General features: G+C 45.9%; 23 protein-coding genes and 1 riboswitch. Of the genes, 1 reads left to right on the top strand and 22 read right to left on the bottom strand.

Annotation, left to right across the window (positions count from 1 at the left end):
* Positions 1 to 3 precede the first annotated feature (3 nt).
* The 7 genes from priA to GYO_RS30780 all read right to left on the bottom strand — a co-directional run bounded on the left by priA (position 4) and on the right by GYO_RS30780 (position 8,525).
* Entirely contained in the window at positions 4 to 2,421 is a 2,418-nt protein-coding gene (gene priA, locus GYO_RS30810) for a primosomal protein N' (RefSeq protein ID WP_014113750.1), read from the bottom strand.
* On the bottom strand, positions 2,418 to 3,638 hold the full coding sequence (coaBC, locus tag GYO_RS30805; RefSeq protein ID WP_014113749.1) for a bifunctional phosphopantothenoylcysteine decarboxylase/phosphopantothenate--cysteine ligase CoaBC: 1,221 nt from the start codon (positions 3,636 to 3,638) through the stop codon (positions 2,418 to 2,420). Before coaBC ends, priA begins: the two co-directional genes overlap by 4 nt.
* Positions 3,639 to 3,719: 81 nt before the next feature.
* Complete coding sequence (rpoZ, locus tag GYO_RS30800) at positions 3,720 to 3,923, bottom strand: DNA-directed RNA polymerase subunit omega (protein ID WP_003221520.1); 204 nt, start codon at positions 3,921 to 3,923, stop codon at positions 3,720 to 3,722.
* A 3-nt stretch (positions 3,924 to 3,926) separates the two neighbouring features.
* Complete coding sequence (gmk, locus tag GYO_RS30795) at positions 3,927 to 4,541, bottom strand: guanylate kinase (RefSeq protein WP_014113748.1); 615 nt, start codon at positions 4,539 to 4,541, stop codon at positions 3,927 to 3,929.
* 7 nt (positions 4,542 to 4,548) lie between these two features.
* Positions 4,549 to 4,818: an extracellular matrix/biofilm regulator RemA gene (remA, locus tag GYO_RS30790; protein WP_003154355.1), complete on the bottom strand. Its 270-nt coding sequence runs from the start codon at positions 4,816 to 4,818 to the stop codon at positions 4,549 to 4,551.
* A gap of 76 nt (positions 4,819 to 4,894) precedes the next feature.
* Complete coding sequence (locus GYO_RS30785) at positions 4,895 to 5,770, bottom strand: YicC/YloC family endoribonuclease (RefSeq protein WP_041520948.1); 876 nt, start codon at positions 5,768 to 5,770, stop codon at positions 4,895 to 4,897.
* A gap of 82 nt (positions 5,771 to 5,852) precedes the next feature.
* Positions 5,853 to 8,525 (bottom strand): calcium-translocating P-type ATPase, SERCA-type, encoded by a 2,673-nt coding sequence (locus GYO_RS30780; protein WP_014113746.1) that lies wholly within the window; start codon positions 8,523 to 8,525, stop codon positions 5,853 to 5,855.
* Positions 8,526 to 8,646: 121 nt separating this feature from the next.
* Here GYO_RS30780 and rqcH point away from each other — a divergent pair, with 121 nt between their 5' ends.
* Positions 8,647 to 10,359 carry a tRNA modification protein RqcH gene (gene rqcH, locus GYO_RS30775; protein WP_014113745.1) on the top strand — a complete coding sequence of 571 codons (1,713 nt, stop codon included), beginning with the start codon at positions 8,647 to 8,649 and terminating at the stop codon, positions 10,357 to 10,359.
* Positions 10,360 to 10,398: 39 nt separating this feature from the next.
* On the opposite strand, the gene sirC is transcribed toward rqcH, so the two are convergent.
* From sirC to GYO_RS30695, 15 genes are all read right to left on the bottom strand, one after another.
* The gene (gene sirC / locus GYO_RS30770) at positions 10,399 to 10,887 is read right to left on the bottom strand and encodes a precorrin-2 dehydrogenase (RefSeq protein WP_014113744.1); all 489 of its coding nucleotides are present in this window, start codon (positions 10,885 to 10,887) and stop codon (positions 10,399 to 10,401) included.
* Positions 10,868 to 11,653, bottom strand: a complete 786-nt coding sequence (sirB, locus tag GYO_RS30765) for a sirohydrochlorin chelatase (RefSeq protein ID WP_014113743.1) — start codon at positions 11,651 to 11,653, stop codon at positions 10,868 to 10,870. The genes sirC and sirB overlap by 20 nt, the downstream gene beginning before the upstream one ends.
* Positions 11,654 to 11,655: 2 nt before the next feature.
* Positions 11,656 to 12,429 (bottom strand): uroporphyrinogen-III C-methyltransferase, encoded by a 774-nt coding sequence (gene cobA / locus GYO_RS30760; RefSeq protein ID WP_014113742.1) that lies wholly within the window; start codon positions 12,427 to 12,429, stop codon positions 11,656 to 11,658.
* A gap of 98 nt (positions 12,430 to 12,527) precedes the next feature.
* On the bottom strand, positions 12,528 to 13,121 hold the full coding sequence (gene cysC / locus GYO_RS30755) for an adenylyl-sulfate kinase (protein ID WP_014113741.1): 594 nt from the start codon (positions 13,119 to 13,121) through the stop codon (positions 12,528 to 12,530).
* 12 nt (positions 13,122 to 13,133) lie between these two features.
* Positions 13,134 to 14,282 (bottom strand): sulfate adenylyltransferase, encoded by a 1,149-nt coding sequence (gene sat, locus GYO_RS30750; RefSeq protein ID WP_014113740.1) that lies wholly within the window; start codon positions 14,280 to 14,282, stop codon positions 13,134 to 13,136.
* A gap of 48 nt (positions 14,283 to 14,330) precedes the next feature.
* On the bottom strand, positions 14,331 to 15,395 hold the full coding sequence (cysP, locus tag GYO_RS30745; protein WP_014113739.1) for a sulfate permease: 1,065 nt from the start codon (positions 15,393 to 15,395) through the stop codon (positions 14,331 to 14,333).
* Positions 15,396 to 15,406: 11 nt separating this feature from the next.
* Positions 15,407 to 16,108, bottom strand: a complete 702-nt coding sequence (locus tag GYO_RS30740; RefSeq protein ID WP_003221498.1) for a phosphoadenylyl-sulfate reductase — start codon at positions 16,106 to 16,108, stop codon at positions 15,407 to 15,409.
* A 164-nt stretch (positions 16,109 to 16,272) separates the two neighbouring features.
* A riboswitch (SAM riboswitch) is annotated at positions 16,273 to 16,378 on the bottom strand.
* Positions 16,379 to 16,522: 144 nt separating this feature from the next.
* Positions 16,523 to 17,155 carry an orotate phosphoribosyltransferase gene (gene pyrE / locus GYO_RS30730; RefSeq protein ID WP_014113738.1) on the bottom strand — a complete coding sequence of 211 codons (633 nt, stop codon included), beginning with the start codon at positions 17,153 to 17,155 and terminating at the stop codon, positions 16,523 to 16,525.
* Complete coding sequence (pyrF, locus tag GYO_RS30725) at positions 17,152 to 17,871, bottom strand: orotidine-5'-phosphate decarboxylase (protein ID WP_014113737.1); 720 nt, start codon at positions 17,869 to 17,871, stop codon at positions 17,152 to 17,154. Before pyrF ends, pyrE begins: the two co-directional genes overlap by 4 nt.
* The gene (locus GYO_RS30720) at positions 17,840 to 18,775 is read right to left on the bottom strand and encodes a dihydroorotate dehydrogenase (protein ID WP_014113736.1); all 936 of its coding nucleotides are present in this window, start codon (positions 18,773 to 18,775) and stop codon (positions 17,840 to 17,842) included. The genes pyrF and GYO_RS30720 overlap by 32 nt, the downstream gene beginning before the upstream one ends.
* Positions 18,775 to 19,545: a dihydroorotate oxidase B electron transfer subunit gene (gene pyrK / locus GYO_RS30715; protein WP_014113735.1), complete on the bottom strand. Its 771-nt coding sequence runs from the start codon at positions 19,543 to 19,545 to the stop codon at positions 18,775 to 18,777. Before pyrK ends, GYO_RS30720 begins: the two co-directional genes overlap by 1 nt.
* Positions 19,542 to 22,757, bottom strand: a complete 3,216-nt coding sequence (carB, locus tag GYO_RS30710) for a carbamoyl-phosphate synthase (glutamine-hydrolyzing) large subunit (RefSeq protein ID WP_014113734.1) — start codon at positions 22,755 to 22,757, stop codon at positions 19,542 to 19,544. Before carB ends, pyrK begins: the two co-directional genes overlap by 4 nt.
* A complete protein-coding gene (locus GYO_RS30705) occupies positions 22,742 to 23,836 on the bottom strand; it encodes a carbamoyl phosphate synthase small subunit (protein ID WP_014113733.1) in 1,095 nt (364 codons plus the stop codon). The genes carB and GYO_RS30705 overlap by 16 nt, the downstream gene beginning before the upstream one ends.
* Positions 23,833 to 25,119: a dihydroorotase gene (pyrC, locus tag GYO_RS30700; protein ID WP_014113732.1), complete on the bottom strand. Its 1,287-nt coding sequence runs from the start codon at positions 25,117 to 25,119 to the stop codon at positions 23,833 to 23,835. Before pyrC ends, GYO_RS30705 begins: the two co-directional genes overlap by 4 nt.
* A complete protein-coding gene (locus GYO_RS30695; protein WP_014113731.1) occupies positions 25,103 to 26,017 on the bottom strand; it encodes an aspartate carbamoyltransferase catalytic subunit in 915 nt (304 codons plus the stop codon). Before GYO_RS30695 ends, pyrC begins: the two co-directional genes overlap by 17 nt.
* Between the last annotated feature and the right edge of the window lie 23 nt (positions 26,018 to 26,040).

Below are 26,040 nucleotides of genomic sequence, written 5' to 3'. Positions count from 1 at the left end.
ATCTTACATCATCATATAAGGATTCATATCAATTGAAATCATTACATGCTTTTGTTCAATTTCTCGTTTATAATGTTCCAGTATCTTCTTCAATAAAGCGGATAACTGGGTTTCCTGTTTGTATTTTATCACGCATTGATAGCGATATCTATCTTTGATCCTGGCTATAGGCGACGCGCTTGGCCCAAGAATTTTCGTGTCAGCTCCGCAGTTTGCTTTCAAAAAGTGAGCGATTTTTTCAGCCGTAACAGCTGCTTTCGTTACTTCTTCATGAGAAACAGTCACAAGAGCCAAATAGTAATAAGGCGGATAGGATTGCTCTCTCCTGTGAGCCATTTCATGCTGATAGAACGTTTCATAATCGTGCGTCTTCGTCAGCTGGATGCTGTAATGGGACGGTGTGTACGTTTGAATGATGACATGGCCGGGTTTTTCATGCCTGCCTGCCCGGCCGCTGACTTGCGTTAACAGCTGAAATGTTTTTTCGGCCGATCTGAAATCAGGAATATGGAGTGTTGTATCAGCACTTAACACTCCGACAAGTGTGACATTCGGAAAATCAAGCCCTTTCGCAATCATTTGCGTTCCGAGAAGAATATCCGCTTTTCCTTCTCCGAAAGCTGACAATAATTTTTCATGGGCGCCTTTCCTTGAAGTCGTATCAACATCCATTCGAATCACTCTCGCATTTGGCAGCACTTTTGTCAGCTCTTCCTCCACACGCTGTGTCCCCGTCCCGAAAAAGCGGATATGCTCGCTTGCACATTCTGGACAAGTATGCGGGACAGGCTCTTCATGTCCGCAATAATGGCATTTCAGCCTTTGGCCATAACGATGATACGTCATGGAAATGTCGCAGTGCGGGCATTGCGGGACATATCCGCAATCCCTGCACATCACAAAGGAAGAATAGCCCCTTTTATTTAAAAACAGCACAGCCTGCTCGCCCTTGGCAATCGTTTCTTCAAGCTTTTCCATCAATTCAACTGAAAACATTGAGCGATTGCCGCTTCTGAGCTCCTCTCTCATATCAACAAGCGAAACCTCAGGCATCACCTGATGATTAACGCGGTGCTTCAGCGAAAGAAGCTCGTACACACCCTTTTGCGCCCGTGCATATGACTCTAATGTCGGCGTAGCGCTGCCCAGCACAACAGGACAGCTGTGATGCTCAGCCCGCTTGATCGCCACCTCTTTCGCATGATAGCGCGGCATTTCTTCTTGTTTATAAGAGGACTCATGCTCTTCATCGATGATAATCATTCCGAGATTTTCAAACGGTGCAAAAATAGCCGATCTGGCGCCGACGACAAGCCGTACTTCCTTCCGGTGGATTTTACGCCACTCATCATATTTTTCCCCTGTGGATAATCCGCTGTGCATGACTGCCACCTGAGAGCCGAAACGGCCCTTGAAGCGATTGACCATCTGTGGCGTCAGCGAGATTTCCGGCACGAGGACGATGGCTTCTTTTCCTTTCGCCAGTACTTTCTCAATTGATTGCAGATAAATTTCTGTTTTTCCGCTGCCTGTTACGCCGTGAAGAAGGAACACTTTATGTTCATCGTTGTCCAACGTCTGGCGTATTGGCTGAAAGGCAGCGCTCTGTTCGTCTGTCAGCGGGAGCGGCTCTGTTTTTTTGAACATTTTGTCCTGATAGGGATCTCTGTAAACCTCTTCATAGCTTTCCTTCAAAAGCCCCTTTTGGATAAGGGTTTTGATGGTCGCAGAGCTCGCGTCCGTTTTTTTGCACAAATCCGCTGCAGGGATTTTCACCCCTTCCGGCTCAGCGGTGAAAAAGTGAAGAATCGCCTGCTGCTTGGCTGCTTGGCGAGATAATCCCTCAGCCTGCTTGCTAAGCTCTTCTTTACTGGCATTTGCCTGAATATGCCTGACCATTTTTTTATTGGTTTTTTGCGCAACTTTATACGTCACATCAATGCTGCCTTTTTGAACATGCTTTTGAATCAGTTTCAGCGTATCGTGATCGGGTATATCCGAATACAGAAGAGTCTTTGTTTCAGAAAACAGCCGTTCCACTTGCGGTGGTAGATCGGCACCGTGTGCGATCTTTAATTCTTTTTCATATTTCGCCTTTAATGCGGCAGGCAGCATCGCTTGAAGCGCCGTTATTTTAAAAGACAGCGTTTTGTCGGACAGCCATGATGACAAATTCATAAGCTCCTCTGTCAAAACAGGTGTAAGATCTAATAAATCCTCTACCTCCTTGACAGATTTCCCCGAGAGATCAGATGCTTCTTTCACAGCTGTCACAAACCCTTGAATTTTACGGGGACCAAACGGGACAATGACTCGCATGCCCGTTTTGATCATGCCTTTGAGATGGTCTGGGATTTTGTAATCAAAAGGCCTGTCTATATTTTTGGTGCTGACATCAACGATGACTTCGGCAAAATTCATGAGCGCTCTCCGGTTTGTTTTGAGAGGGCTGCGATTTCCTGAAGGATTTCAAAAGAAACATCAAGCTTCGACATGATCGGAAGCTTGCGTTTGCGCCCGTCTTTGAAAAAAATTGTTACGATATTCGTATCAGCACCAAAACCGGCCCCATTTGCTTTCACATCATTTGCCACTATCATATCAAGATTTTTGGCAGCGAGCTTTTTACGGGCATAGTGTTCAACGTCTTGTGTTTCAGCTGCAAATCCGATCAACAGCTGCTGCTTCTTTCTCTCGCCTAATTCTTTTAAAATATCGACCGTTCTTTCCAGTTCCAAGGTCATACCGCCGTCTTGTTTTTTCATTTTATGGTCAAATACTGTTTTCGGCGTAAAATCGGCTACCGCAGCTGTTTTGATGACAATATCACTCGAGTCATACACGGAGAGCACCGCTTCGCGCATATCCGCAGCCGATTGAACAGGGATAAACTGAGCAAGGCCTTTCGGCTGATCCAGCGAAACAGGGCCAGAGATTAAAGTTACCCGTGCGCCGAGCTGGACAGCCGCCTCCGCTAATGCGTATCCCATCTTGCCCGTTGATTTATTGGTGAAAAATCGAACAGGATCAATCGCTTCCCGTGTCGGGCCAGCTGTAATGACCACATGTTTGCCTTCTAAAGGAGCGATTTTTTCTTCAGCAAAATGCTTTTCGGCTAGCTTCACGATATTTTCAGGCTCTTCCAATCTGCCTTTTCCTACGTAACCGCATGCTAAATAACCCTCGCTCGGCTCAATAAAACGATAGCCATCCTGATAAAGAACAGAGATATTTCGTTTAACTGCCGGATGGTCATACATGTGAACATTCATCGCCGGCGCGATCCACACGGGAGCCGTTGCTGCTAACAATGTTGTCGTCAGCATATCATCAGCGATACCGTTTGCCAGTTTTCCAATCACATTAGCCGTAGCCGGCGCCACGATAACCAATTCGGCCCAGTCTGCGGCATCAATATGAGAAATGACGCTTGGATTTTGTTCTTTAAATGTATCTGTATAGACTTCGTGGCGGCTCAATGCCTGAAATGTCAGCGGTGAAACGAATCGGCAAGCTGATTCAGTCATAATCACTTTGACATTTGCTCCTGCCTGAACCAGCTTGCTCGTTAACGCACAGGCTTTATAAACAGCGATGCCCCCGCTCACGCAAAGTAACACATTTCGATTGTTAAGCAATGACTTCTCCCCCTCTGCACTTTACAAAAACCGCACGGAAAAAAATAACAACCTACATGATATAGGTTGCTACTTGTGCTACTATTCGCGGTCTTCCTTTTCAAACGAAAGCAGGCCTGCATCAATTTCTTCTAAAGCTTTGCCTACATATTTGTGTGAAATCGTATGTTCAATCATTTGGTCTTTTTTGATTTGCATTTCTCGGGCACGTCTCGCAGAAACAGTCACGAGCGTGTATTTGGAATCTAATTTATTCATTAAAGAGTCAATTGATGGATCTAACATTGGTTATTCAACCTCCAGCATTTTCTTATATCTAGGCGCAACGCGCTCGCGCTTCAAATGTTCAGCGAGAACGATTGCTTTGATTTTATCGCAAGCCGTTTCGACATTATCGTTTTCAACGACATAATCATAAGCATCCATCATTTCGATCTCAGCTTTTGCGGCTTTCATTCGATTTTCAATCAGAGCGTCTGTTTCCGTTCCTCTTGTCACAATTCTGTTCTTCAGTTCAGAAAGGCTTGGAGGCGCAAGGAAAATAAACAAGCCTTCCGGGAAAGCATTTCTCACTTGAAGAGCGCCTTGAACTTCGATTTCTAAAAAGACGTCTTTTCCATCTTGAAGCGTCTGTTCAACATAATCGACAGGCGTGCCGTAATAATTGCCGACATACTCTGCCCATTCAAGCAGCTTGTTGTCTGCAATCATTTGCTCGAATTCTTCTCTCGTTTTGAAGAAATAATCGACTCCGTTCACTTCGCCCTCTCGCGGACTTCTTGTGGTTACTGAAATCGAATATTCAAATTTTGTGTCTTCCTGCGAAAAAATCGCTTGCCGAACCGTTCCTTTACCAACTCCTGAGGGACCTGAGAGAACGATTAATAACCCTCTTTCTTTCATGCGGCAATTATCCCTGCCCTTCATCCATAATTTCTTCTTTAACAGAAAGTCTGTGTGCAACTGTCTCAGGCTGGACGGCAGATAAGATAATGTGATCACTATCCATGACGACAACTGCACGGGTTCTTCGTCCGTATGTAGCGTCAATTAGCATTCCGCGGTCTCTTGCATCCTGAATCATCCGTTTGATTGGCGCAGACTCCGGGCTGACAATCGAAATCATCCGATTAGCGGAGATAATATTGCCAAATCCGATATTAATCAGTTTAATCGTCATCTTCTACGTTCCCCCTGTAAAATAGACGTCTCTAGTTTAGCCTAGTAAGACCGTCTGTAAACAATACGCACAGTCACTATTCTATATTTTGCACTTGTTCTTTTATTTTTTCAATAGAACTTTTCATTTCGACGACAAGCTTTGTGATCTGATGATCATTTGCTTTTGAGCCAATTGTATTTGCTTCCCGATTCAGCTCCTGAACGAGAAAGTCGAGTTTGCGCCCGACAGCTCCGCCACCAGCTAATATATCACGAAACTGGGCGAAGTGGCTCTTCAGCCTGGTAATCTCTTCAGTAATATCAGAGCGGTCTGCAAAAATTGCACATTCTGTTACAAGCCGGCTCTCGTCTAATACATCTTCAGTCCATTCTTTTATTCTGGCGTACAGCCGTTCCCGATAACGAGATACGACATCCGCTGCCAGCAATTCAGTTTCTTTCACCAGCTCTTCAAGCTGATCAATATGCTTCAGGCAGTCTTTCGCTAAAAGCAGCCCCTCTTTTTCACGCATTTTACAGAGACCTTTTACCGCTTCCTCTGCAGCAGCGGTGATTAACGCCTCCAGCTTGTCATTTTGCGTTTGTTCTTCATGAATCTGGACGACATGGTCAAGCTTAAAGAAATCCATTACATCAGGCTCTGCAGACAATTGATACCGCTTCTTCATATTTCCCGCAGCTGCGACAAACTCATCAAGCAGCGGCCAATCAATTTCAAGCCTTTTCTCTACAAGCATATCGCTGTCAACTGATACGAAAAGCTCAATTCTTCCGCGCTGGATATGCTGCAGAATGGTCTGTTTCAGCTTATCTTCAAAATATAGCAAAGGCCTTGGCAAACGAGCGTTCACTTCTTTAAACCTGTAGTTCACAGATTTAAGTTCAACGCTTACAGAGAGATCATCTTGTGTTTTGCTTGCACTGCCGAAGCCTGTCATACTTCGTATCATTTTAAAACACCCAATTCTTCCCTGTTCTCATAATAAAAGGGCAATAGACATGCTATTACCCCTAAGATTATATCATATGAATTTATTTTTTTCTTGTCAAAAGTGACCCAGCCAGCAAAAAAGTAGGGATGGCGGACATGCCGATGACGAGCATCCAGTCTCCAGGCGTGATGGCAACGGTATGGAAAATTGGCTGAAGCGGCGGATAGTAGATCACAACAAGCATCAGCAAAATTGATGACAATACTGCGCCGAGTAAGTATAGATTTTGAAACGGATTTCTGGAAAAAACAGAGGTCTCGCTGCGACAGTCAAAAACGTGAATAAGCTGAGCCAGCACCAAAGTGGCAAACGCAATCGTCTGGGCATAAGCCAAATTCTCCGGATTCCGGTGATACACAATGATAAACGCTAAAATAGTGGCAGCTCCGATCAAAAAACCTCTGGAGACGACCTTCCATCCAAGCTTGCGGGCAAACACCCCTTCTTTCGGATGACGGGGCTTCCGTTTCATCACGTCTCCTTCCGGCTGATCCATGCCGAGAGCCATTGCCGGCAATCCGTCCGTCACCAAGTTGACCCACAAAATCTGAATCGGCACGAGCGGCAAAGGAAGGGCAAGCAGCATCGCAAACAGCATGACAAGAATTTCTCCGACGTTAGAAGCCAACAGATATCTGATAAACTTTCTGATATTTTCATAGATGTTTCTGCCCTCTTTTATCGCAGATTTGATCGTTGCAAAATTATCATCCACGAGAACAAGGGATGACGCTTCTTTGGCCACATCTGTCCCTGTAATACCCATAGCGACTCCGATGTCAGCTTGTTTAATGGCTGGGGCGTCATTGACGCCGTCTCCCGTCATCGCCACAATATGCCCGTTTTCCTGATAGGCTTTTACGATTTTCAGTTTATGCTCAGGAGAAACGCGGGCAAATACATACACATCCTCCACCACATTAGAAAGTTCTTCTTGAGAAAGTTCATTCAGCATCTTGCCGTCCATGATTTTGCCGTTTTTCGGAAGGAGGCGCAAGTCTTTCGCTATCGCTTTAGCTGTCTCCACATGATCGCCTGTAATCATAACGGTCTTAATTCCTGCTTCACGGCATTCTTTAATCGCCTGTCTGACTTCCGGCCGCGGCGGATCAATAATGCCCGAAAGACCGAGCATCGTCAGATCTTTCTCAGCCTGCTCCATAGACGGTGTTTCACCTGCTTTTATCGGCCTGTAGGCGACCGCTATCGTTCTGAGCGCCTGGGATGCCAGATGTCTTAATACCGCCTCTGTTTCTGCTTTTCTCTCATTTGAGAAAAGAGCTGCTGAGCCGTCATAAAAAATACGGGAAGAGCGTTGCATCAGTACATCTGGTGCACCTTTTGTAATGATATACCGCTTTCTGTCCTGATCCTCTACAATGACAGTCATCATTTTCCGTGCTGAATCAAACGGAAACTCTTCAATCACCCGGTAATGAGAGTCAACAAATTCCTTGGAAAAACCGCCTTTTCTTGCCGCGGTGAGCAGCGCTCCCTCTGTTGGATCTCCGTCAAGCACATATTCACCGTCTCTTTTCTCAATATTGGAGTTGTTACAAAGCGCTCCGAACAGGAGCATCTGCTGAAGCGGTATATGCTCATTCACACTGACCTCTTTTTCGTTCAGTGTGAAGCTTCCTTTCGGTTCATAGCCTGCCCCCGTCACTCTCCATGTTTTCCCTCCGGACCAGACATGTGTCACCGTCATTTTGTTTTGCGTCATTGTCCCTGTTTTATCCGAACAAATGATAGACGCACACCCAAGCGTTTCAACCGCAGGGAGCTTTCTTACGATTGATTTTTGCTTAATCATTCGCTGTACGCCAAGCGACAGCGCCACAGTTACAATCGCCGGGAGCCCCTCCGGAATCGCGGCTACTGCTAACGACACACCCGCTAAAAACATGCTGTACAGATCATGACCCTGGATGACACCGACAGCAACGACAAGTACCGTCAGAAGCAATGCAACAACAATTAAAATCTTCCCGAGCTGCTCCAGTCTTCTTTGCAGCGGGGTTGACAGTGTCCCTGCCGATTCAAGCATGTCGGCAATTTTGCCCATTGCCGTATTCATTCCGGTGCCGACGACAACCCCGACACCGCTGCCACGGGTCACAATCGTTCCCATAAATGCCATATTCGTAATATCGCCGAGCGAAACATCCGGTTTTTTCAATTTATCGGCATGCTTCACAACCGGGATGGATTCCCCAGTCAGCGCTGATTCTTCTATTTCAAGGCTTCTTGCTTCGACAATTCGAACGTCTGCTCCAATCCTGTCACCGCTCGTAAATTTCACAATATCGCCCGGCACAAGTTCCTTAGAAGGAATCTTTGTCCAGCTTCCTTCCCTGAGCGCCATGACATGCGGTGTTGAAAGCTCTTTTAAAGCCTGAAGAGATTGCTCAGCCCGCCTTTCTTGAAAGAAACCGAGTATGCCATTCACAAACACAATCGCAATAATCGCAACCGCGTCTACGTATTCACCAAGAAATCCTGAGATTAACGTTGCCGCCAAAAGCACAAGCACCATAAAATCTTTGAACTGCGCGAAAAACAAGAGAAGCGCTGATGTTTTTTTTCCTTCTTGCAGCTCGTTTGGTCCATGCTTATCGAGGCGTTTTTTCACCTCTTTTTCTGTTAATCCTTGTTTCATGGACGTATTGGTTGCCTCTAGTAAATCTGTTTGTCCCATTTCATGAAACTTCATTCCGCTCGTCCACTCCCCTGCTCTCTTATAGAGATATCACTCTATAAGCATGCTTATTCTGACTCGTCCCATTTCATGCTATAATTATCGAATGCAGGAAGAATGAGAGGGTGTATTGCATATGTCGTTTGATGGCATGTTTACATACGGAATGACACACGAACTTAACGAGAAAATGACGGGCGGACGAATTACGAAAATCCATCAGCCATATAAGCACGATGTGATTTTTCACATCCGCGCCAATGGAAAAAACCAAAAACTATTATTATCGGCACACCCGAGCTATTCACGGGTGCACATCACGACGCAAGCTTATGAAAACCCAAGCGAACCGCCAATGTTTTGCATGCTGCTGAGAAAGCATATCGAAGGCGGATTTATTGAAAAAATTGAACAAGCGGGCTTAGACCGCATTATGATTTTTCATATCAAAAGCCGGAACGAAATTGGCGATGAAACCGTCCGAAAGCTTTATGTAGAAATTATGGGACGCCACAGTAATATCATTTTGACAGACGGAGCAGAAAATGTGATCATCGACGGGCTTAAGCATTTATCGCCGTCAATGAACAGCTACCGTACAGTACTGCCTGGCCAAGATTATAAGCTTCCGCCAGCCCAGAACAAAATCTCGCCGCTTGAGGCGACAGAAGACGATATTTTACGTCATCTCAGTTTTCAAGAAGGACGGCTGGATAAACAAATTGTTGAACACTTTTCAGGTGTGTCTCCGCTCTTTGCCAAAGAAGCGGTTCACAGAGCGGGTCTAGCCAACAAAGTCACACTGCCAAAAGCATTGCTGGAGCTTTTTGCCGAAGTAAAAGAGCACAGCTTTATTCCCAACATTACAACCGTAAACGGAAAGGAATATTTTTACCTGCTGGAGCTGACTCATCTAAAAGGCGAAGCGCGCCGTTTTGATTCATTAAGCGAGCTGCTCGACCGTTTTTACTTCGGAAAAGCTGAACGAGACCGGGTCAAACAGCAGGCCCAGGATCTTGAACGATTTGTTGTCAATGAACGGAAGAAAAATGCAAACAAGATCAAAAAATTAGAGAAAACACTGGAGTATTCGGAAAACGCGAAGGAATTTCAGCTTTACGGGGAGCTTTTAACTGCTAATTTATATATGCTGAAAAAAGGTGATAAACAGGCTGAGGTCATCAACTATTACGATGAAGAAAGCCCGACAATCACGATTCCTTTAAACCCGAACAAAACGCCTTCTGAAAACGCTCAGGCCTACTTCACGAAGTATCAGAAAGCGAAAAATTCGGTCGCAGTTGTCCAGGAGCAAATCAGGCTGGCGCAGGAAGAGATCGAATACTTTGATCAGCTGATTCAGCAGCTTTCGTCCGCTTCTCCTCGAGATATCAGCGAAATCAGGGAGGAGCTTGTGGAGGGCAAATATTTACGCCCTAAGCAGCAAAAAGGACAGAAAAAACAAAAACCGCATAACCCGGTTTTAGAAACATATGAATCCTCTTCAGGCCTGGCGATTTTAGTGGGGAAAAACAACCGCCAAAATGAATATTTAACAACAAAAGCGGCAGCCAGAGACGATATTTGGCTTCACACGAAGGATATTCCAGGCTCCCACGTTGTAATCAGAAGCAGCGAACCGGATGAGCAAACAATTATTGAAGCCGCGACAATTGCAGCTTATTTTTCAAAAGCCAAAGATTCAAGTTCAGTGCCTGTAGATTATACAAAAATCAGGCATGTCAAAAAACCGAACGGCGCGAAGCCCGGCTTCGTCACCTATGACAGCCAGCATACCGTCTTTGTCACACCTGATGCAGATACTGTCATCAAGCTGAAAAAAAACTGAGCATCATAAAGAAAAAGCCAGGGCATTGTGTGCTCTGGCTTATTTCTTTCTTCTTACCTGATAAAGCCTGTCAACTTCAGTGACAAAATCGCTGTCAATCAGCTCATCCACTTTTTCTGCCAGCTCCTTTGTGTGCTTTGGACTGGCTCCGTTTGTAGAAACTGACACCGTGACATGCCCTCTTTTTACGATTTTCGGTATGTACACGTTGCCAAGCTCAGCTTCACTGACACAATTGACAAGCTGAAAAGGCGAAGCGGTTTGAGCAATTTCTTTGTTCACTGCCGCATTATCCGTCGCGGCAATAATCAAAAAAGCATCGAGATAATCTTCTTTTCCAATCGTGCGGCTGACCCATCTGATGCGGCGATTGTCTGCCATCTGCTTGATTTCCGGTTCAACATCCGGACTGACAAGCGTAATATCAGCTCCCTCAGAAAGCACCGTTTTGAGCCTTCTGAGAGCGATGCTGCCGCCGCCCGCAATGACAACCTTTTTCTTTTCCAGGCTAATGTGCAGCGGGAGCATATGAACCTCCGTCAAAATCAAATTGTCCCTCGGGATTTTCGGCAGTTTCTCTTACACGGTTCAAAAATGCGTTTTTCACATGAGGGTGGAAACCGATATAGGAAGAAAGGTAGACATTCGGATTATCAGCCTTTAATGTCTGAACCTCTCGTTCGATTTCATTCATCAGCATGCCGGTAAAAAGCAAATATGGAACGACAAAGGTTGTCACGCCGTCATCTTTTTTAAGTTCTGAAAAAACCTCTTTGTAATTCGGGCCGCATGCTGTCAAAAAGCACGGGATGACTTCCTTCACCGGAATCATATTTTGAAGGAGATTGGCAATACCGGTTACGTCTCTTTTTACATCGGGATCTGAACTCCCCCTCCCGATGAGCACGACTCTGGCATTTTCATACGGAACACTTATGTCTTTCATTCGATGATATACAGCTTTGACTACTTCTTCGTCAATCCCGATCGGCTTTCCGTATGAAACGCGGACCGAAGGATATCGGGATGCAGCACGCGCAATTTCTTCGGGAATATCATGTTTTGCATGTGCAGCTGTTAAAAGAAGCAGAGGCACCACTGCGATATGAGTGGCGCCTTTCTTCACACATGCTTCAAACCCTGTCTCAATTGTCGGCTCCTGAAGCTCTAAAAAGCTGATTTCCTGTACAGGCGCAGAGACGTGCGCCTTGCATCCTTCCAAAAAGGCTGCGGCTTCTTGCTGCGCCTTTTTTATCCGGCTGCCGTGACCGACATATAAAATTGCTTGCTTCATTTTTACAACGCCTCGCTTAAATCTTGTTTTTTCAGCTCAGATTCAAACCATTCCAGCTTATAGTGATAATTTACAACATTTCCAATGACAATTAAACTCGGATTTTTAATGTCTTCTTTTATCACCGTTTCTGAAAGGGTGTCAACTGTACAAAAAACAGATTTTTGCTTGTCCGTTGTTCCCCAGTGAATAAAGGCTGCCGGCGTAGAACCGTCCCGGCCGTTTTCAAGAAGTTTTCTTTCAATCTGCTGCACGTTTTTGATACCCATATAGATGACAAGTGTATCAATTCCTGTAGCCAGCGCTTTCCACTTTTCCTCAAAATCTTCGTCTTTTTTATAATGCCCCGTTACAAAAGCGACGTTAGAGCCCGCATCCCGATGAGTAACAGGAATCCCGGCATAAGCGGCTGCCGCAATTCCTGATGTAATGCCGGGGATGATTTCAAACGGAATTCCGTTTTCAGAGAGGCATTCCGCTTCTTCCCCTCCTCTGCCGAACACAAATGGGTCTCCGCCCTTCAGTCTGACAACGGTTTTCCCTTTTTGCGCATACTTCACAAGAAATCGATTGATGGTTTCCTGCTTCATCGTATGAAAATCTGGAAGCTTCCCGCAGTAGATCAGGTCTGCTTGCTCTTTGGCATATTGTAAAATCTCTTTATTTACTAATCTGTCATATAAGATGACATCAGCTTTTTCAATGGCTTTCAGCGCTTTAATTGTGAGCAGATCAGGGTCTCCGGGACCCGCTCCTACAATATATATTTTCCCCATCGTATTTCCCCCGATCTATTCGAGTTCTTCCAGAACATTCGCTGTGATGTTGTTCTCGCTTGCATTCCGGCATCTGAGAAGAACACAGCAGATCACATTTAGCTCAATTTTTGTTTGACAAACTCGATCAGCTGATTTTTGCACGCTTCACGGTCATGCTGTCCTGAATCAAGAACGAGCTCCGGTGCTTCCGGCTCTTCATAAGGAGAATCAATTCCCGTAAAGAACGGAATTTCCCCGTTTCTAGCTTTTTTGTAGAGCCCTTTCGGATCTCTTTGTTCACAAATATCGAGGTCGCATTTAATGTATACCTCATTGAATTCGCCTGCTTCCACAAGCTGGCGAACCTGTTCTCTGTCCTCGCGGAAAGGAGAGATAAAAGCAGTAATCACAATGGTGCCCTGCTGAACAAAAAGCTTTGCCACCTCTCCGATTCGGCGGATGTTTTCTTTTCGGTCTTCATCAGAAAAACCAAGATCCTTATTTAAGCCGTGACGGATATTATCCCCGTCCAGCACAATGACTTGGTAGCCCTGCTCAAACAATTCTCTCGCAGTTGCATTGGCAATGGTTGATTTGCCTGAACCGCTTAACCCTGTCAGCCAGAGAATGGAGCTTTTGTGCTTGTTTTTTTTCTGATACTCTTCTTTTGTAATAGAGGCTTCATGCCATACGATATCGCGATTTGTCACTGCCAGTCCTCCTTAAGATACGCCTGCTTCTTCTTTTTTCTTCATACCTTTGATTAACACTTCTACGACTTCTGCGCGGCTGAATTCTGCAGGAGGCAGCACACCGTCTCTCAGCATGCCTCTTACCTTAGTGCCTGATAAGATGACGTGATGTTCTCTGCCGTGAGGGCACGTTTTCGCCGTTCCCATATTTCCGCATTTTTCACAGAAGAAGCTGTGCTCGAATTTCAGCGGTGTAATCCCGAGCTCTTCAGGTTTAAATGTGTCAAACAGCTCCTGTGCCTCGTATGTTCCGTAATAGTCACCTACACCTGCGTGATCGCGGCCGACAATAAAATGCGTGCAGCCGTAGTTCTTTCTGACAAGTGCGTGGAAAATGGCTTCTCTCGGTCCCGCATAACGCATCGCCGCTAAGAAGACGCCGAGGAACACGCGGTCTTTCGGGTAATAATTGTCAAGAAGCACTTGGTAGCTTTCCATCCGCACATCAGCTGGGATGTCATCAGATTTTGTTTCACCTACCAGCGGGTTTAAGAACAAGCCGTCTACTGTTTCAAGAGCCGTTTTTTGAATGTATTCATGCGCTCTGTGAACAGGATTTCTTGTTTGGAAACCAACAATGGTTTCCCAGCCTTTTTCCGCAAACTGGCGTCTTGTTTCCGCCGGTTCAAACGTAAACTCAGGGAACTGTTTTGAAGCTTTTTTAGTCAATGTGATTGGTCCGCCGACGTATGTATTGCCGCGGCTGAAAAGCTTTTTAACACCCGGGTGCTCCTGCTCATCCGTTTTATACACATTGACAGCTTCTTTTTGTTTGTCAGGCACGTATAGGTCTTCGATTTGGATAACGCCGTATGTTTCTCCTTCATACGTTAACTTTACCGTTTCACCGACTGACAGTTCCGCTGCTTTTTGCGCATCAACCGGAAGCGTGATTGGAAGGGACCAGACAACGCCGGAAGAAAGACGCATGCTTTCGACAACAGATACGTAATCTTTTTCATTAAAGAAGCCTTCGATCGGGCTGTATGCACCGATTCCGATTAATTCCAAATCTGCGAAAGAAATCAAATCAAGTTCAATTTCTTTTTGAATGCTGCTCACATCATATGATTCATCTACTCTGTTTACTAATGTTCCTCCGTGTGGTGCTAAGCTCATAATATCGATTTCCTCCTAGTTAACATATAAAATAACTCAGATTAATGATCAGATTCCCCCGCCTTGTTCGTGGACAGAGCGTCTCTCTTTACGTATGGCCTTCGTCAGGCTGACGGCACCGCCCGCCGCTAAAAGCACACTTACCATGATAAAGATTGAATAATAATCCGCTTTTAAAAACAAGGATACAAGCAGATAAGAAATTGATAAAGATAAAAACGGCGATACAATCCATACCTTCAGCATCGTTTGAACAACTTGTTTATGGAACACGTTCGGACCGTTTTTTGCCATGCCTATTCCGATAATAGACGATGACGTGACTTGCGCCAAGGGCACTGGCATCCCAAATACAGAACTGATGATCACCAGTCCGGCTCCTGTACCGGATAAGAGAATGCCTTCTCCTTTTGAGAATCTCGTAATTTTCTTCCCGTTTGTTTCTAACACCCGCCGGCCTAATAACAACGCGCCAAGAGCAACAAAAGCTCCCCCGTACAAGGTTCCTTTCGTTACATCCAGCACACCGGCCGCCACTAACGGGCCAACGGCATTCGCCACATTGTTCATACCGGCAGAGAATGCTTCAAAAAATCCGGCACCTAACAAAACAATGCCAAGGATTTTTTGCTTTTTAGAAGATTTAATTTCAATCTTAAAATAACGAAACAGCTTAGATACAAAATATGTGAAACCGAAAGCGAACAGCGGGACAAAAACCCAAAACGACACAATGACCAGCAGGTTGTTCACAAACAATACTTTGTAAGCCACTCCCACGCCGACAACTGCGCCGACTGTTACTTCACTTGTCGACAAAGGAATGCCGAGAAGATTAGCCGTAAAGAGCGACAGCGCAGCGGCTCCAATAATGATGCAAACAATCGTCAGTGTAATCGTCTGCTCGGGGATAATCCCGGAGCTGATGGTTTTTACAACCTCGCCCCCGCCAATGACCGCCCCGGCCAGCACACCGACTGCGCATAGGATCAAAGCGTAGGTTTTCTTTTTGATGGCTCCAGAGCCGTAAGCAACTCCCATCGAAGCTGCAGCGCCGCTTGCACCAATATTCATCGCGAAAAACAAGCTAAATAAAATAGCGGCTAGTTCCATTTTGCAGCTCCTTATTCATGCAGTCCGCATTCTGTTTTCGCCATACCATTCCATCTGCCTGAACGTAAATCCTCTGCGGTAAAAGCAGGAGCCGTGCAAGGCGCGCAGCCAATACTAGGATATCCTTGATCATGAAGCGGATTGTAGTCCAGCTCATTCCGGGATGTGTATCTCCAAATGTCTTTCCAAGTCCAATGGATAAGCGGGCATACTTTTACTGATTTGAATTTTTCATCTTTGTTTAAGAAATTCGTATTGGCACGGCTTGGCCCTTGATCGCGGCGCAGACCGGAAAGCCAGGCTGGATGTCCTGAAAGCGCCTCTCTTAAAGGAACAACCTTTCTAAGATAGCAGCACTGATTCGGCTCTCTTTCCCACAGTTTGTCACCATGTTCTTCGGCTTGCTCCTCAAGGGTAAGGTCTGGTTTTTTCAGGATGATATTCAGACCCGGATAACGCTCTTTCACTCGTTCAATCGTTTCATAGGTTTCTTTAAAATGAAGTCCTGTATCAAGAAACACAATCTCTGCGTCTTTTTTTACTTTATAAATTAAGTCAATCAGAACGATTCCCTCAATTCCGAAACTGCAGGCATAAACAAGCTGATTGCCGTAATGGCCGTATGCCCACTTTAAAACTGAAAGCGCTCCTTTATAAGGGTCGTCTTCCGGAAATGTAATCGTTGGTTCTTCCCAATTATCGTACGTTAACATTTCTTCTTTCCTCCTTTCGGAGACAAACAAACAGTAGCTTTCTGCCGGTTGTCTTTTCCCAATTGTAATGTGATGCGCGGCTGCTGTTATCACAAACAGCCTTTTTTCCTCTTAAAATAAAAAACTTTCAATCCGGCGGAAAGAAAGACAGGAACAGCATGTAGCCCTTATCTTTCAAAATGGAATTCATTTTGCTGGAAGTAGCACCTTACAAACTATGCAGGTTGCCGGGCTTCATAGGTCCAGTCCCTCAGCCGCTCTTGATAAGTTTTTAGATTTGTAGTAAATTTTAGCACAATTCTAACATAAGTCAACCCGACTTTTTTTATAGGATTAATAAAAAAACAGGCCGAGTGGCCTGTTTTCAAGTACAACAAGGCTTTGAAGCCTCTATACATCACCGAAATTTATTTCTTATTTTTTAAACCAATCTTTTGACTCGGGATTTCGTTTCCACGTTTTCAGCTTTTCTAGATCGTCTGAATGAATATTTTCGTTTTCGAGCGCGACCTCTGTGAGCGTATCGTAATCAGTTAAAGAGTAGTATGGAAGTTCTGCCTTTGCGAAGGCTTCCTGCGCTTTAGGGAGCCCGTACGTAAAAATGGAGACGACACCGAGCACTTCACAGCCAGCCGCTTGTAAAGCTGCCGCAGCTTCAAGTACGCTTCCTCCTGTGGAGATTAAGTCTTCAATAACGACAGTTTTTTGCCCCTTTTGAACAGCTCCCTCAATCTGATTGCCTTTTCCGTGCGCTTTCGGCTTGCTTCTCACATAACACATCGGAAGATTCAAACGGTCAGCCGCCAGAGCAGCATGAGGAATACCGGCTGTAGCTGTTCCCGCAATCATTTCAGCTTCAGGAAAATGCTCTTCGACAAGCTTGCTGATGCCTGAGGCGACATCATTTCTGACCTCCGGGAAAGATAGCGTAAGGCGGTTGTCACAGTAGATTGGCGATAAAATGCCGCTTGCCCATGTAAATGGCTCGTTCGGGCGTAAAAATACAGCTTGGATGTCTAATAGATGTTTTGCGATGATTTGTTTCATGATTTGATTCCCTCCCATTCGAGTCTGACAGCTTCATAGGCTTTTACTGGGTCTTTCGCTTTGGTAATCGAGCGTCCTACCACAATCGCTGATGAACCTTTCTCTTTTGCAATTGCAGGTGTCGCTACGCGGATTTGGTCATTCGCAGCGTCCTCTGACATCCTGATCCCCGGAGTGACAGTCAGAAATGAAGGCGACACCGCTTGGTAAATGGCTTTTGCTTCATGAACAGAGCAGACCACTCCATCAAGTCCGCTTTCTTCTGCCAGCTTGCTGTAGTGCACGACCGTGTCGATCAAAGGCTTTTCGATCAGCAGTTCATTCTTCATCATTTGTTCAGATGTGCTTGTCAGCTGGGTTACCGCGATAAGTGACGGGCGTTTTTTTCCGGAAAGCGTTCCTTCTTCTAAGCCTTCCAGAGCTGCTTGCATCATTTTTTTGCCTCCGGCCGCATGAACATTGACGAGGTCCACCCCGAGACCGGCAAGGCGCTTCATCGCTTTGTTTACAGTGGTCGGGATGTCATGAAGCTTTAAATCTAAAAACAGCTCGCAATTTCTTTCTTTTAATTGTTTAACTATAGAAGGCCCTTCTTGATAAAAAAGTTCCATTCCAACCTTTACAAATAACGGTTCTTGCTGAAAAGGCGCTAAGAACGCAAGTGTTTCTTCAGCTGATGCAAAATCAAGCGCGATGATGGGCAGGTTGTTTTTCATGGTTCCAGCTCCTTCCGATGCATTCTTCAATTGATTGATAGCCGTATTGACGCAAAACAGATGGAAGCTGTTCAATCATGTCCGGGCATGCAAAAGGATTCACAAAGTTTGCTGTTCCGACAGCGACCGCGCTTGCTCCCGCGAGAAGAAACTCCAGTGCATCTTCGGCCGTCTGCACGCCTCCCATTCCGATAATCGGGATATTGACCGCTTGGCTGACTTCATACACCATGCGAATGGCAACCGGCTTCACGGCAGGGCCGGAAAGCCCCCCTGTTTTATTCGCTAATATCGGCTTGCCTGATTTTAAATCAAGCCTCATGCCGATTAATGTGTTAATCATCGTAAGACCGTCCGCTCCCGCCTCTTCGATCGCAGATGCAATTTCTGTGATATTTGCCACGTTCGGGGAAAGCTTTACATAAACGGGTACTTCTGAAACCTCTTTAACCGCCTTCGTCAAATCAGCAGCCATTTCAGGGTTCGTGCCAAAAGCGATTCCGCCTGTTTTCACATTCGGACAGGAAATGTTCAATTCAAGTGCATGAACATTAGGCGCTTTGCTGATATGCTCTGCAACTTCAACATAATCCTCGACTTGAGAACCTGCGACATTTGCAATGATCGGCGTATCAAACTGCTCAAGCCACGGCAGCTCATTTTGCAAAACGCTTTCCAGCCCCGGATTTTGGAGACCGATCGCATTGAGCATTCCGGCGCCAGTCTCAGCTACCCTAGGCGTCGGGTTCCCGAAGCGAGGCTCCTTTGTCGTAGCTTTGATCATAATTGCTCCGAGACAAGATAAATCATAAAAACGCGCAAACTCTTTTCCAAAACCGAAGCAGCCTGATGCAGGAATGATCGGATTTTTCAAATCAAGTCCCGGCAATTTCACCTCTAGCATTACAGCGCCACCTCCTGAGCTTTAAATACAGGTCCGTCGAGACATACTTTTACGTAGGATGTCTCACTTTCGTTTGTATGGCACACACACGCGAAGCAGGCGCCGATTCCGCAGCCCATTCGTTCCTCCATGGACAGGTAAACTTCTTTATGGGCATATTCCTGTTTTAATGCCTTCAGCATCGGTGTCGGCCCGCAGCTGAGGAGAATGTCAAACTCTAGATTTTTCTGTTTAATCACATTTGTAACAAACCCGGTTTCCCCATAGGTTCCGTCAGCTGTTGCCACATACGTGTCTCCGTACTGCCGGCATTCTTCTTCGTAAAAAACATCCTTTGCCGATTGGAATCCTAAAACGTGTATGACCTTGACCCCTTTTTCGTTCAAGCGTTTCGACAGCTCTTGGAGAGGCGGCACACCTACACCGCCTCCTACCAGCAAAGCCGTCTTTCCGGGTTGGACTTCATTGACAGGAAAGCCATTTCCCAAAGGCCCGAGGACATCCACAAGTTCTCCCTGCTGCTTCAGTGACAAGAGTCTTGTTCCTTCCCCATCTACTCGATAAATGATGGTGACTTCATTTTTTTCAAAGTTGACGTCGGCGATGCTGATTGGTCTTCTCAAAAGAGGCGTAACCGCTTCGCTCACTTTAAGATGAAGGAACTGTCCCGGGGTTGTAAACCCTTGGACAAGCTCCCCTTTCAGAACCATTTGATACACCCGGTCTGCAATTTGCTGGTTAGAACATACTGTCAAATACGCTTTTTTCATATAGTGACTGCCGCCTCCTGATTTGTGTTGACTGCCGGCATTTGATCAGCACGGAATGTCATGCTTTCCAGCACTCGCAATATCGCTTCTGCCGTATCTAAAGATGTTAAGCAGGCAACACCGTTTTCTACTGATTCACGTCTGATTCTAAATCCGTCTCTTGCCGGCTGCTTTCCTTTTGTCAGCGTATTGATGACAAACTGCGCTTCTCCGTTTCTGATCACGTCAAGCAAGTTCGGGCCGTCCTGGCCGATTTTCCCGACGACTTTCGCTGGAATTGAAGCTTCTTTCAGGTAACCTGCCGTTCCTTCAGTCGCTAAAATGTTGTAGCCGATCGCATGGAACCTCTTAGCGATGGCAAGCCCTTCTTCTTTATCCTTATCAGCCACTGTTAAAAGCACGGATCCGTAGTTAGGGATTTGAATGCCTGAAGCAATCAGAGCTTTATAGAGCGCTTTTTCAAGGGTGGAATCTTTCCCCATGACCTCACCTGTTGATTTCATTTCAGGCCCTAACGTAATGTCCACTCTTCTCAGCTTAGCGAAGGAGAAGACCGGCGCTTTTACAAATACACCTTGCTGTTCAGGCTGAAGGCCCTCTGTATAGCCAAACGCAGCCAGCTTTTGGCCGAGAATGACTTTTGTAGCAATGTTCGCCATTGGGATACCCGTGATTTTACTTAAGAACGGTACGGTTCTGCTTGATCTCGGATTTACTTCGAGCACGTACACTTCGCCTTGTGATAAGACGAATTGAATATTGAGCAAACCGACAATGTTCAGCCCTTTAGCAAGTGCGATCGTGTATTGTTCAATTTTTTTCTTAATGTCCTCTGTAAGTGACTGAGGCGGATATACAGCGATTGAGTCTCCGGAGTGAACGCCCGCACGTTCAATGTGTTCCATAATTCCCGGAATGACGACTGTTTCACCATCAGATACTGCATCCACTTCAATTTCTTTCCCAGTTAAATATCTATCAATTAATACAGGGTGCTGCGGATTGATTTTGACTGCGTTTTTCATGTAATGAAGCAGTTCTTCTTCATGATAAACAATCTCCATCGCCCGGCCGCCAAGTACATAGGAAGGGCGCACCAGTACCGGATAGCCGATATCACTCGCGATGCTTACCGCCTGATCAACTGATGTCGCTGTTTTGCCAAGCGGCTGCGGAACACCGAGTTCTCCAAGCGCTTGTTCGAATTTATCCCGATCTTCCGCACGGTCTAAATCTTCTAACGAAGTCCCAAGGATTTTCACTCCGCGTGCAGAAAGCTCGTCAGCAAGGTTAATGGCAGTTTGTCCGCCGAACTGTACGACAACGCCCACCGGCTGTTCGAGGTCAATGATGTGCATGACATCTTCAATCGTAAGCGGCTCAAAGTACAGCTTGTCTGAGATACTGAAGTCTGTTGAAACGGTTTCCGGGTTGTTATTGACAATAATGGCTTCATAGCCTGCTTGTTTAATTGCCCATACAGAGTGAACAGTCGCATAGTCGAATTCAACACCCTGACCGATTCGAATCGGCCCCGAACCAAGAACCATCACACTTTTCGTATCTGTAACGACAGATTCATTTTCCTCTTCGTATGTGCTGTAGAAGTATGGCGTTTCTGATTCAAATTCCGCCGCGCACGTATCCACCATTTTGAATACCGGCGCAATTCCCGCTTGTTTTCTTAAGCTGTAAAGCTCCGATTCTTTCATTTCCCACTCACGGCTGATGTACTTATCAGAGAATCCGAGTTCTTTTGCCCGTCTCAGTACGTCAGTATCACCCGCATTCGCCTTCAGTTCTTTTTCAAACTGTACGATTCCGAACAGCTTATGCAGGAAGAAGACATCGATCGCGGAAAATTCATGGAGGTCTTCTACCGTGTAGCCTCTTCTGTACGCTTCAGCTAAGTAGAATAAGCGTTCATCACCGGCCTTTTTAATTCGTTTTTCAAGAAGCTCATCGGAAATGTCAGCAGCGTCTTTCAATTCAAGATGATACACATCCGCTTCCAGTGAACGCACAGCCTTCAGCAATGACTCTTCAAGCGTGCGGCCGATCGCCATGACCTCTCCTGTCGCTTTCATTTGCGTGCCGAGCTTTCTGTTTGCTGATTCAAACTTATCAAACGGCCAGCGCGGAATTTTTGATACGACGTAGTCAAGAGCCGGTTCAAATGCTGCATATGTTTTTCCTGTCACCGGGTTCATCATTTCATCTAATGAAAGGCCGACAGCGATTTTAGCAGCAAGCTTTGCAATCGGATATCCCGTTGCTTTTGATGCAAGGGCAGATGAACGGCTGACCCGCGGGTTTACTTCAATAATGTAGTATTGAAAGCTGTCTGGATCTAAAGCGAGCTGTACGTTACATCCGCCTTCGATTCCAAGCGCGCGGATCAGTTTTAACGATACATTCCGCAAGAGCTGATATTCGCGGTCGCTGAGCGTTTGGCTTGGCGCGACAACAATACTGTCTCCAGTGTGGATTCCGACTGGATCAATGTTCTCCATATTACAAACGACAATGGCGTGGTCCTGGCTGTCTCTCATGACTTCATACTCGATTTCTTTATAGCCGGCGATGCTTTTTTCAAGCAGACATTGATGCACCGGGCTTAATTTTAAGCCGTTCTCAACAATTTCTTTCAGCTCTGTTTCATTCGAGCAGATGCCTCCGCCTGTTCCGCCTAATGTATATGCCGGGCGGACAATAACAGGGAAACCAATTTGGCTGACGAAGTTTTCTGCTTCTTCCAGAGAGTGGATAATCTCACTTTCTGGCACCGGTTCATTCAGATCATTCATAAGTGTTCTGAACAAGTCGCGGTCTTCAGCCTGCTGAATCGCAGACAGCTTCGTGCCAAGCACTTCGACGCCGCACTCTTCCAGCACGCCTCTTTCAGAAAGCTCAACCGCAAGATTCAAACCGGTTTGGCCTCCGAGAGTAGGAAGAATGGCATCCGGGCGCTCTTTTCTGATGATTCGCGTCAGGAATTCAGGAGTGAGCGGTTCGATGTAAACCCGGTCAGCCATTTCTGTATCTGTCATGATCGTGGCAGGGTTTGAGTTGACAAGGATGACCTCATAGCCTTCTTCTTTCAAAGCAAGGCAGGCTTGTGTTCCCGCATAGTCAAATTCTGCTGCTTGGCCGATGATGATCGGTCCAGATCCGATTACTAAAATTTTGTTAATGTCTACGCGTTTTGGCATACCGCTTCCCCTTCTTTCTCTGTTGTTTCGATCATTTCGATGAATCTGTCAAATAGATGGTTGGCATCCTCAGGACCAGGTGAGGCTTCAGGATGATATTGAACCGTAAATGCCGGCAGTGTTTTATGCTTCAGCCCTTCAATCGTATCGTCGTTAATTGCGATATGCGTCACTTCCAGTTCTGTTTCGCTGACGGATGAGACTGTATAGCCATGGTTTTGAGATGTTAAGGCGACTTTTCCGGTAGCCAGCTCTTTTACCGGGTGGTTTGAACCCCTGTGGCCGAATTTCATTTTTTCAGTATTCGCTCCGCACGCCAGCCCGAATAACTGGTGGCCGAGACATATTCCGAATAATGGCACTTTTCCGAGAACACCTTTAATCATTTCAATCGCTTCAGGCACATCTTTCGGATCTCCAGGTCCATTAGAAAGCATGATGCCGTCCGGTTTCAGCTGGAGCACTTCTTCCGCTGTAATGTTGTAAGGCACAACGATGACGTCACATTTTCGTTTGTTCAGCTCTCTAAGAATGCCGTGCTTCATGCCGAAGTCAACCAAGACAATGCGTTTGCCTCTTCCAGGGCTCGGATATGCGGTTTTGGCCGATACTTGGGATACTTGATTTCTCGGCAGTTCAGTTTCGTTCAGTCTTTTCAGCACTGCTTCGATATCTTCATCAGGTGAAGCGAATGTTCCTTTTAGCGCGCCTGCCGTGCGGATCATTCTTGTCAGCTTTCTTGTATCAATTCCCTGCAGTCCCGGAATGTTTTTCATTTTTAAATACTCATCTAATGTGTATGCTGAACGCCAGTTGGAAGGCAGTTCACACAATTCTTTGATGATCAGCCCTTTCACAAAAGGGGTAATGGATTCAAAATCATCACGGTTGATGCCGTAATTTCCGATGAGCGGGTACGTTAATGTTACGATCTGCCCGCAGTAAGAAGGGTCAGATAAAATTTCCTGATAGCCTGTCATCCCAGTGTTAAAAACGACTTCTCCCATGCTGTGTTCTAAGCTTCCGAAGGCTTCTCCCTCGAATACCGCTCCGTTTTCCAATACTAATCGTCTCTTCATTTGACAAGTCTCCCTTCCTCATAAGCAAGCTTCCCTGCCGCAATTGTAGCGACCGGCCAGCCGGTGCAGCTGATGCCGTTAAATGGTGTGTTTTTTCCCTTTGATAAAAATGTCTCTTTGTCTATAACTGCTTCTTTTTCCAAATCGATTAACGTAATGTCAGCAACTCGCCCCGTTTGTAATGTTCCGTATGGGAGACCGAACGCTTCGCATGGTTTGATTGTCATGTAATCAATCAGCTGTTTCAGCGACCAGCTGCCATTTTTGACAAAGTGTGTGTATAGGAGCGGGAACGCTGTTTCTAAGCCGACAATTCCAAATGGCGCCAGCTTCATGTCTGTATTTTTCTCTTCTTCTGTATGCGGCGCATGGTCTGTTGCGATAAAATCAATCGTTCCGTCTAAAAGACCTTCGATTAAAGCCGCTCTGTCTTCTGCACTGCGGAGAGGAGGATTCATTTTATAATTTGTGTCAAGTCCCGGAATGTCCTCATCACAAAGCAGCAAATGGTGTGGTGACACTTCTGCTGTCACTCTGATTCCTGCTTTTTTCGCATCACGTACGACCCTGACAGATTCTTTCGTACTGATATGGCATACATGGTAATGGCAGTCTGCAGCCTCAGCCAGCAATACATCGCGGGCAATATGAACTGATTCACACACAGAAGGAATGCCGTTGAGCCCGTTCGCTTTGGAGAATGTCCCCTCATGAACGCTGCCTCCGTAAATTAAGGAGTTGTCTTCGCAATGTGCGACAATCGCTTTGTCGATCGCAGCTGCCCGTTTCATCGCTTCATACATCATTCCTGCTGTCTGTATACCGACACCGTCATCTGTAAAAGCAAATGCTCCGGCTTCTTTTAAAGCTTCAAAGTTTGTCATCTCATCACCGATTTGTCTGATCGTAATGGATGCATATGGAAGAACTCTTACGCATGATGTTTCTTTAATACGGTTTTGCACCCATTCCATCTGCTCCTTCGTATCAGGAACCGGCCGCGTATTCGGCATTGCTGCTACTGTTGTATAGCCGCCGCGCGCCGCTGCTTTTGCACCGGTTTCAATGGTTTCTTTTTTCTCTCCGCCCGGCTCTCTGAAGTGTACGTGGAGATCAACAAACCCTGGTGAAACGAGCAATCCTTTTGCATCAATTACCGTTTCTTCATCCGTTGCATCAAGCTGACCGATTTCGGAGATGATTTCTCCCGTCACTCGAATATCCGTTTCTGTTTTTTCACCATTTTCGTTAAGTATCCAGCCGTTTTTAATGAGATATGACATACGCTGCTTCTCCTCTTTTCACTTTGGTTTGTAAGGCACGCTGTATCACTGCCATTCTGATAAATACGCCATTTTGCATTTGCTTGAAGATTCTTGATTTTTCGCTTTCTACTAAGCTGTCATCAATCTCCACTCCTCTGTTTACCGGAGCAGGATGCATAATGATCGCATGCTGCTTCATACGCTCAGCCCGCTCTACGGTCAAGCCGTATTTGTTTAAATAGCCGTTCTGGCTGACAACGGACTGATGTCTTTCATTTTGAATGCGAAGCAGCATGACGACATCGGAAAACTCAACTGCTTCATCCATTGAGACATACGTGCCGAATGGATTTTCTTCATCCCGCCATTCCGAAGGACCTGAAAACAGGACACGGGCACCCAATCTTGTCAACACTTCCGCATTAGATCTAGCCACTCTGCTGTGCCTGATATCGCCGTGAATGGAGACGGTAAGCCCTTTGAACGTATGGAACTCTTCATTAATCGTCATTAAATCAAGTAGTGATTGTGTCGGATGCTGGCCACATCCGTCTCCCGCATTCAAAATCGGGATGTTTATCTGGCTGACAAGCTCTTTATAGTACTCATCCTCGCTGTGCCTGATGACGCACACGTCCACACCAATTGATTCGAGCGTTCGGATAGTGTCATATAAGGTTTCGCCTTTTTGCACGCTTGTGCTTGTTCCATCAAGGTTCAGCACATTCATGCCCAGCTTTTTTTCTGCGACCTCAAAGCTGAACCGGGTTCTCGTGCTCGGTTCAAAAAACAGGTTCGCTGCAAATTTGCCCGTAAGCCAATTGTCTGTTTTTCCGCTTTTGAGGTCTTGTGCTGTTTGAAGCAATTCTTTGATTTCCTCAGTGCTAAGTTCACTCATCGTCGTTAAATGCTTCATGTTCTTTCCCCTCTCGTTTCAAC

Origin of the sequence: Bacillus spizizenii TU-B-10, assembly GCF_000227465.1 — a bacterium.
GTDB classification, from domain to species: domain Bacteria; phylum Bacillota; class Bacilli; order Bacillales; family Bacillaceae; genus Bacillus; species Bacillus spizizenii.
Note: the sequence above shows the minus strand (reverse complement) of the source record. Positions and strands in the feature narration are given on the sequence as shown.

What these genes read in the sequence shown, in the direction of transcription:
- GYO_RS30740 (WP_003221498.1), bottom strand. Translation starts at nt 16,108, where the DNA reads ATGTTAACGTACGATAATTGGGAAGAACCAACGATTACATTTCCGGAA.
- rqcH (WP_014113745.1), top strand. Translation starts at nt 8,647, where the DNA reads ATGTCGTTTGATGGCATGTTTACATACGGAATGACACACGAACTTAAC.
- cobA (WP_014113742.1), bottom strand. Translation starts at nt 12,429, where the DNA reads ATGGGGAAAATATATATTGTAGGAGCGGGTCCCGGAGACCCTGATCTG.
- sirC (WP_014113744.1), bottom strand. Translation starts at nt 10,887, where the DNA reads ATGCTCCCGCTGCACATTAGCCTGGAAAAGAAAAAGGTTGTCATTGCG.
- remA (WP_003154355.1), bottom strand. Translation starts at nt 4,818, where the DNA reads ATGACGATTAAACTGATTAATATCGGATTTGGCAATATTATCTCCGCT.
- GYO_RS30705 (WP_014113733.1), bottom strand. Translation starts at nt 23,836, where the DNA reads ATGAAGAGACGATTAGTATTGGAAAACGGAGCGGTATTCGAGGGAGAA.
- pyrE (WP_014113738.1), bottom strand. Translation starts at nt 17,155, where the DNA reads ATGAAACAAATCATCGCAAAACATCTATTAGACATCCAAGCTGTATTT.
- GYO_RS30695 (WP_014113731.1), bottom strand. Translation starts at nt 26,017, where the DNA reads ATGAAGCATTTAACGACGATGAGTGAACTTAGCACTGAGGAAATCAAA.
- rpoZ (WP_003221520.1), bottom strand. Translation starts at nt 3,923, where the DNA reads ATGTTAGATCCATCAATTGACTCTTTAATGAATAAATTAGATTCCAAA.
- priA (WP_014113750.1), bottom strand. Translation starts at nt 2,421, where the DNA reads ATGAATTTTGCCGAAGTCATCGTTGATGTCAGCACCAAAAATATAGAC.
- pyrF (WP_014113737.1), bottom strand. Translation starts at nt 17,871, where the DNA reads ATGAAAAACAACCTGCCCATCATCGCGCTTGATTTTGCATCAGCTGAA.
- cysP (WP_014113739.1), bottom strand. Translation starts at nt 15,395, where the DNA reads ATGGAACTAGCCGCTATTTTATTTAGCTTGTTTTTCGCGATGAATATT.
- GYO_RS30780 (WP_014113746.1), bottom strand. Translation starts at nt 8,525, where the DNA reads ATGAAGTTTCATGAAATGGGACAAACAGATTTACTAGAGGCAACCAAT.
- gmk (WP_014113748.1), bottom strand. Translation starts at nt 4,541, where the DNA reads ATGAAAGAAAGAGGGTTATTAATCGTTCTCTCAGGTCCCTCAGGAGTT.
- carB (WP_014113734.1), bottom strand. Translation starts at nt 22,757, where the DNA reads ATGCCAAAACGCGTAGACATTAACAAAATTTTAGTAATCGGATCTGGA.
- sirB (WP_014113743.1), bottom strand. Translation starts at nt 11,653, where the DNA reads ATGAAGCAAGCAATTTTATATGTCGGTCACGGCAGCCGGATAAAAAAG.
- GYO_RS30720 (WP_014113736.1), bottom strand. Translation starts at nt 18,775, where the DNA reads ATGCTAGAGGTGAAATTGCCGGGACTTGATTTGAAAAATCCGATCATT.
- GYO_RS30785 (WP_041520948.1), bottom strand. Translation starts at nt 5,770, where the DNA reads ATGATACGAAGTATGACAGGCTTCGGCAGTGCAAGCAAAACACAAGAT.
- pyrC (WP_014113732.1), bottom strand. Translation starts at nt 25,119, where the DNA reads ATGTCATATCTCATTAAAAACGGCTGGATACTTAACGAAAATGGTGAA.
- pyrK (WP_014113735.1), bottom strand. Translation starts at nt 19,545, where the DNA reads ATGAAAAAAGCGTATTTGACAGTATGTTCTAACCAGCAAATTGCAGAC.
- sat (WP_014113740.1), bottom strand. Translation starts at nt 14,282, where the DNA reads ATGAGCTTAGCACCACACGGAGGAACATTAGTAAACAGAGTAGATGAA.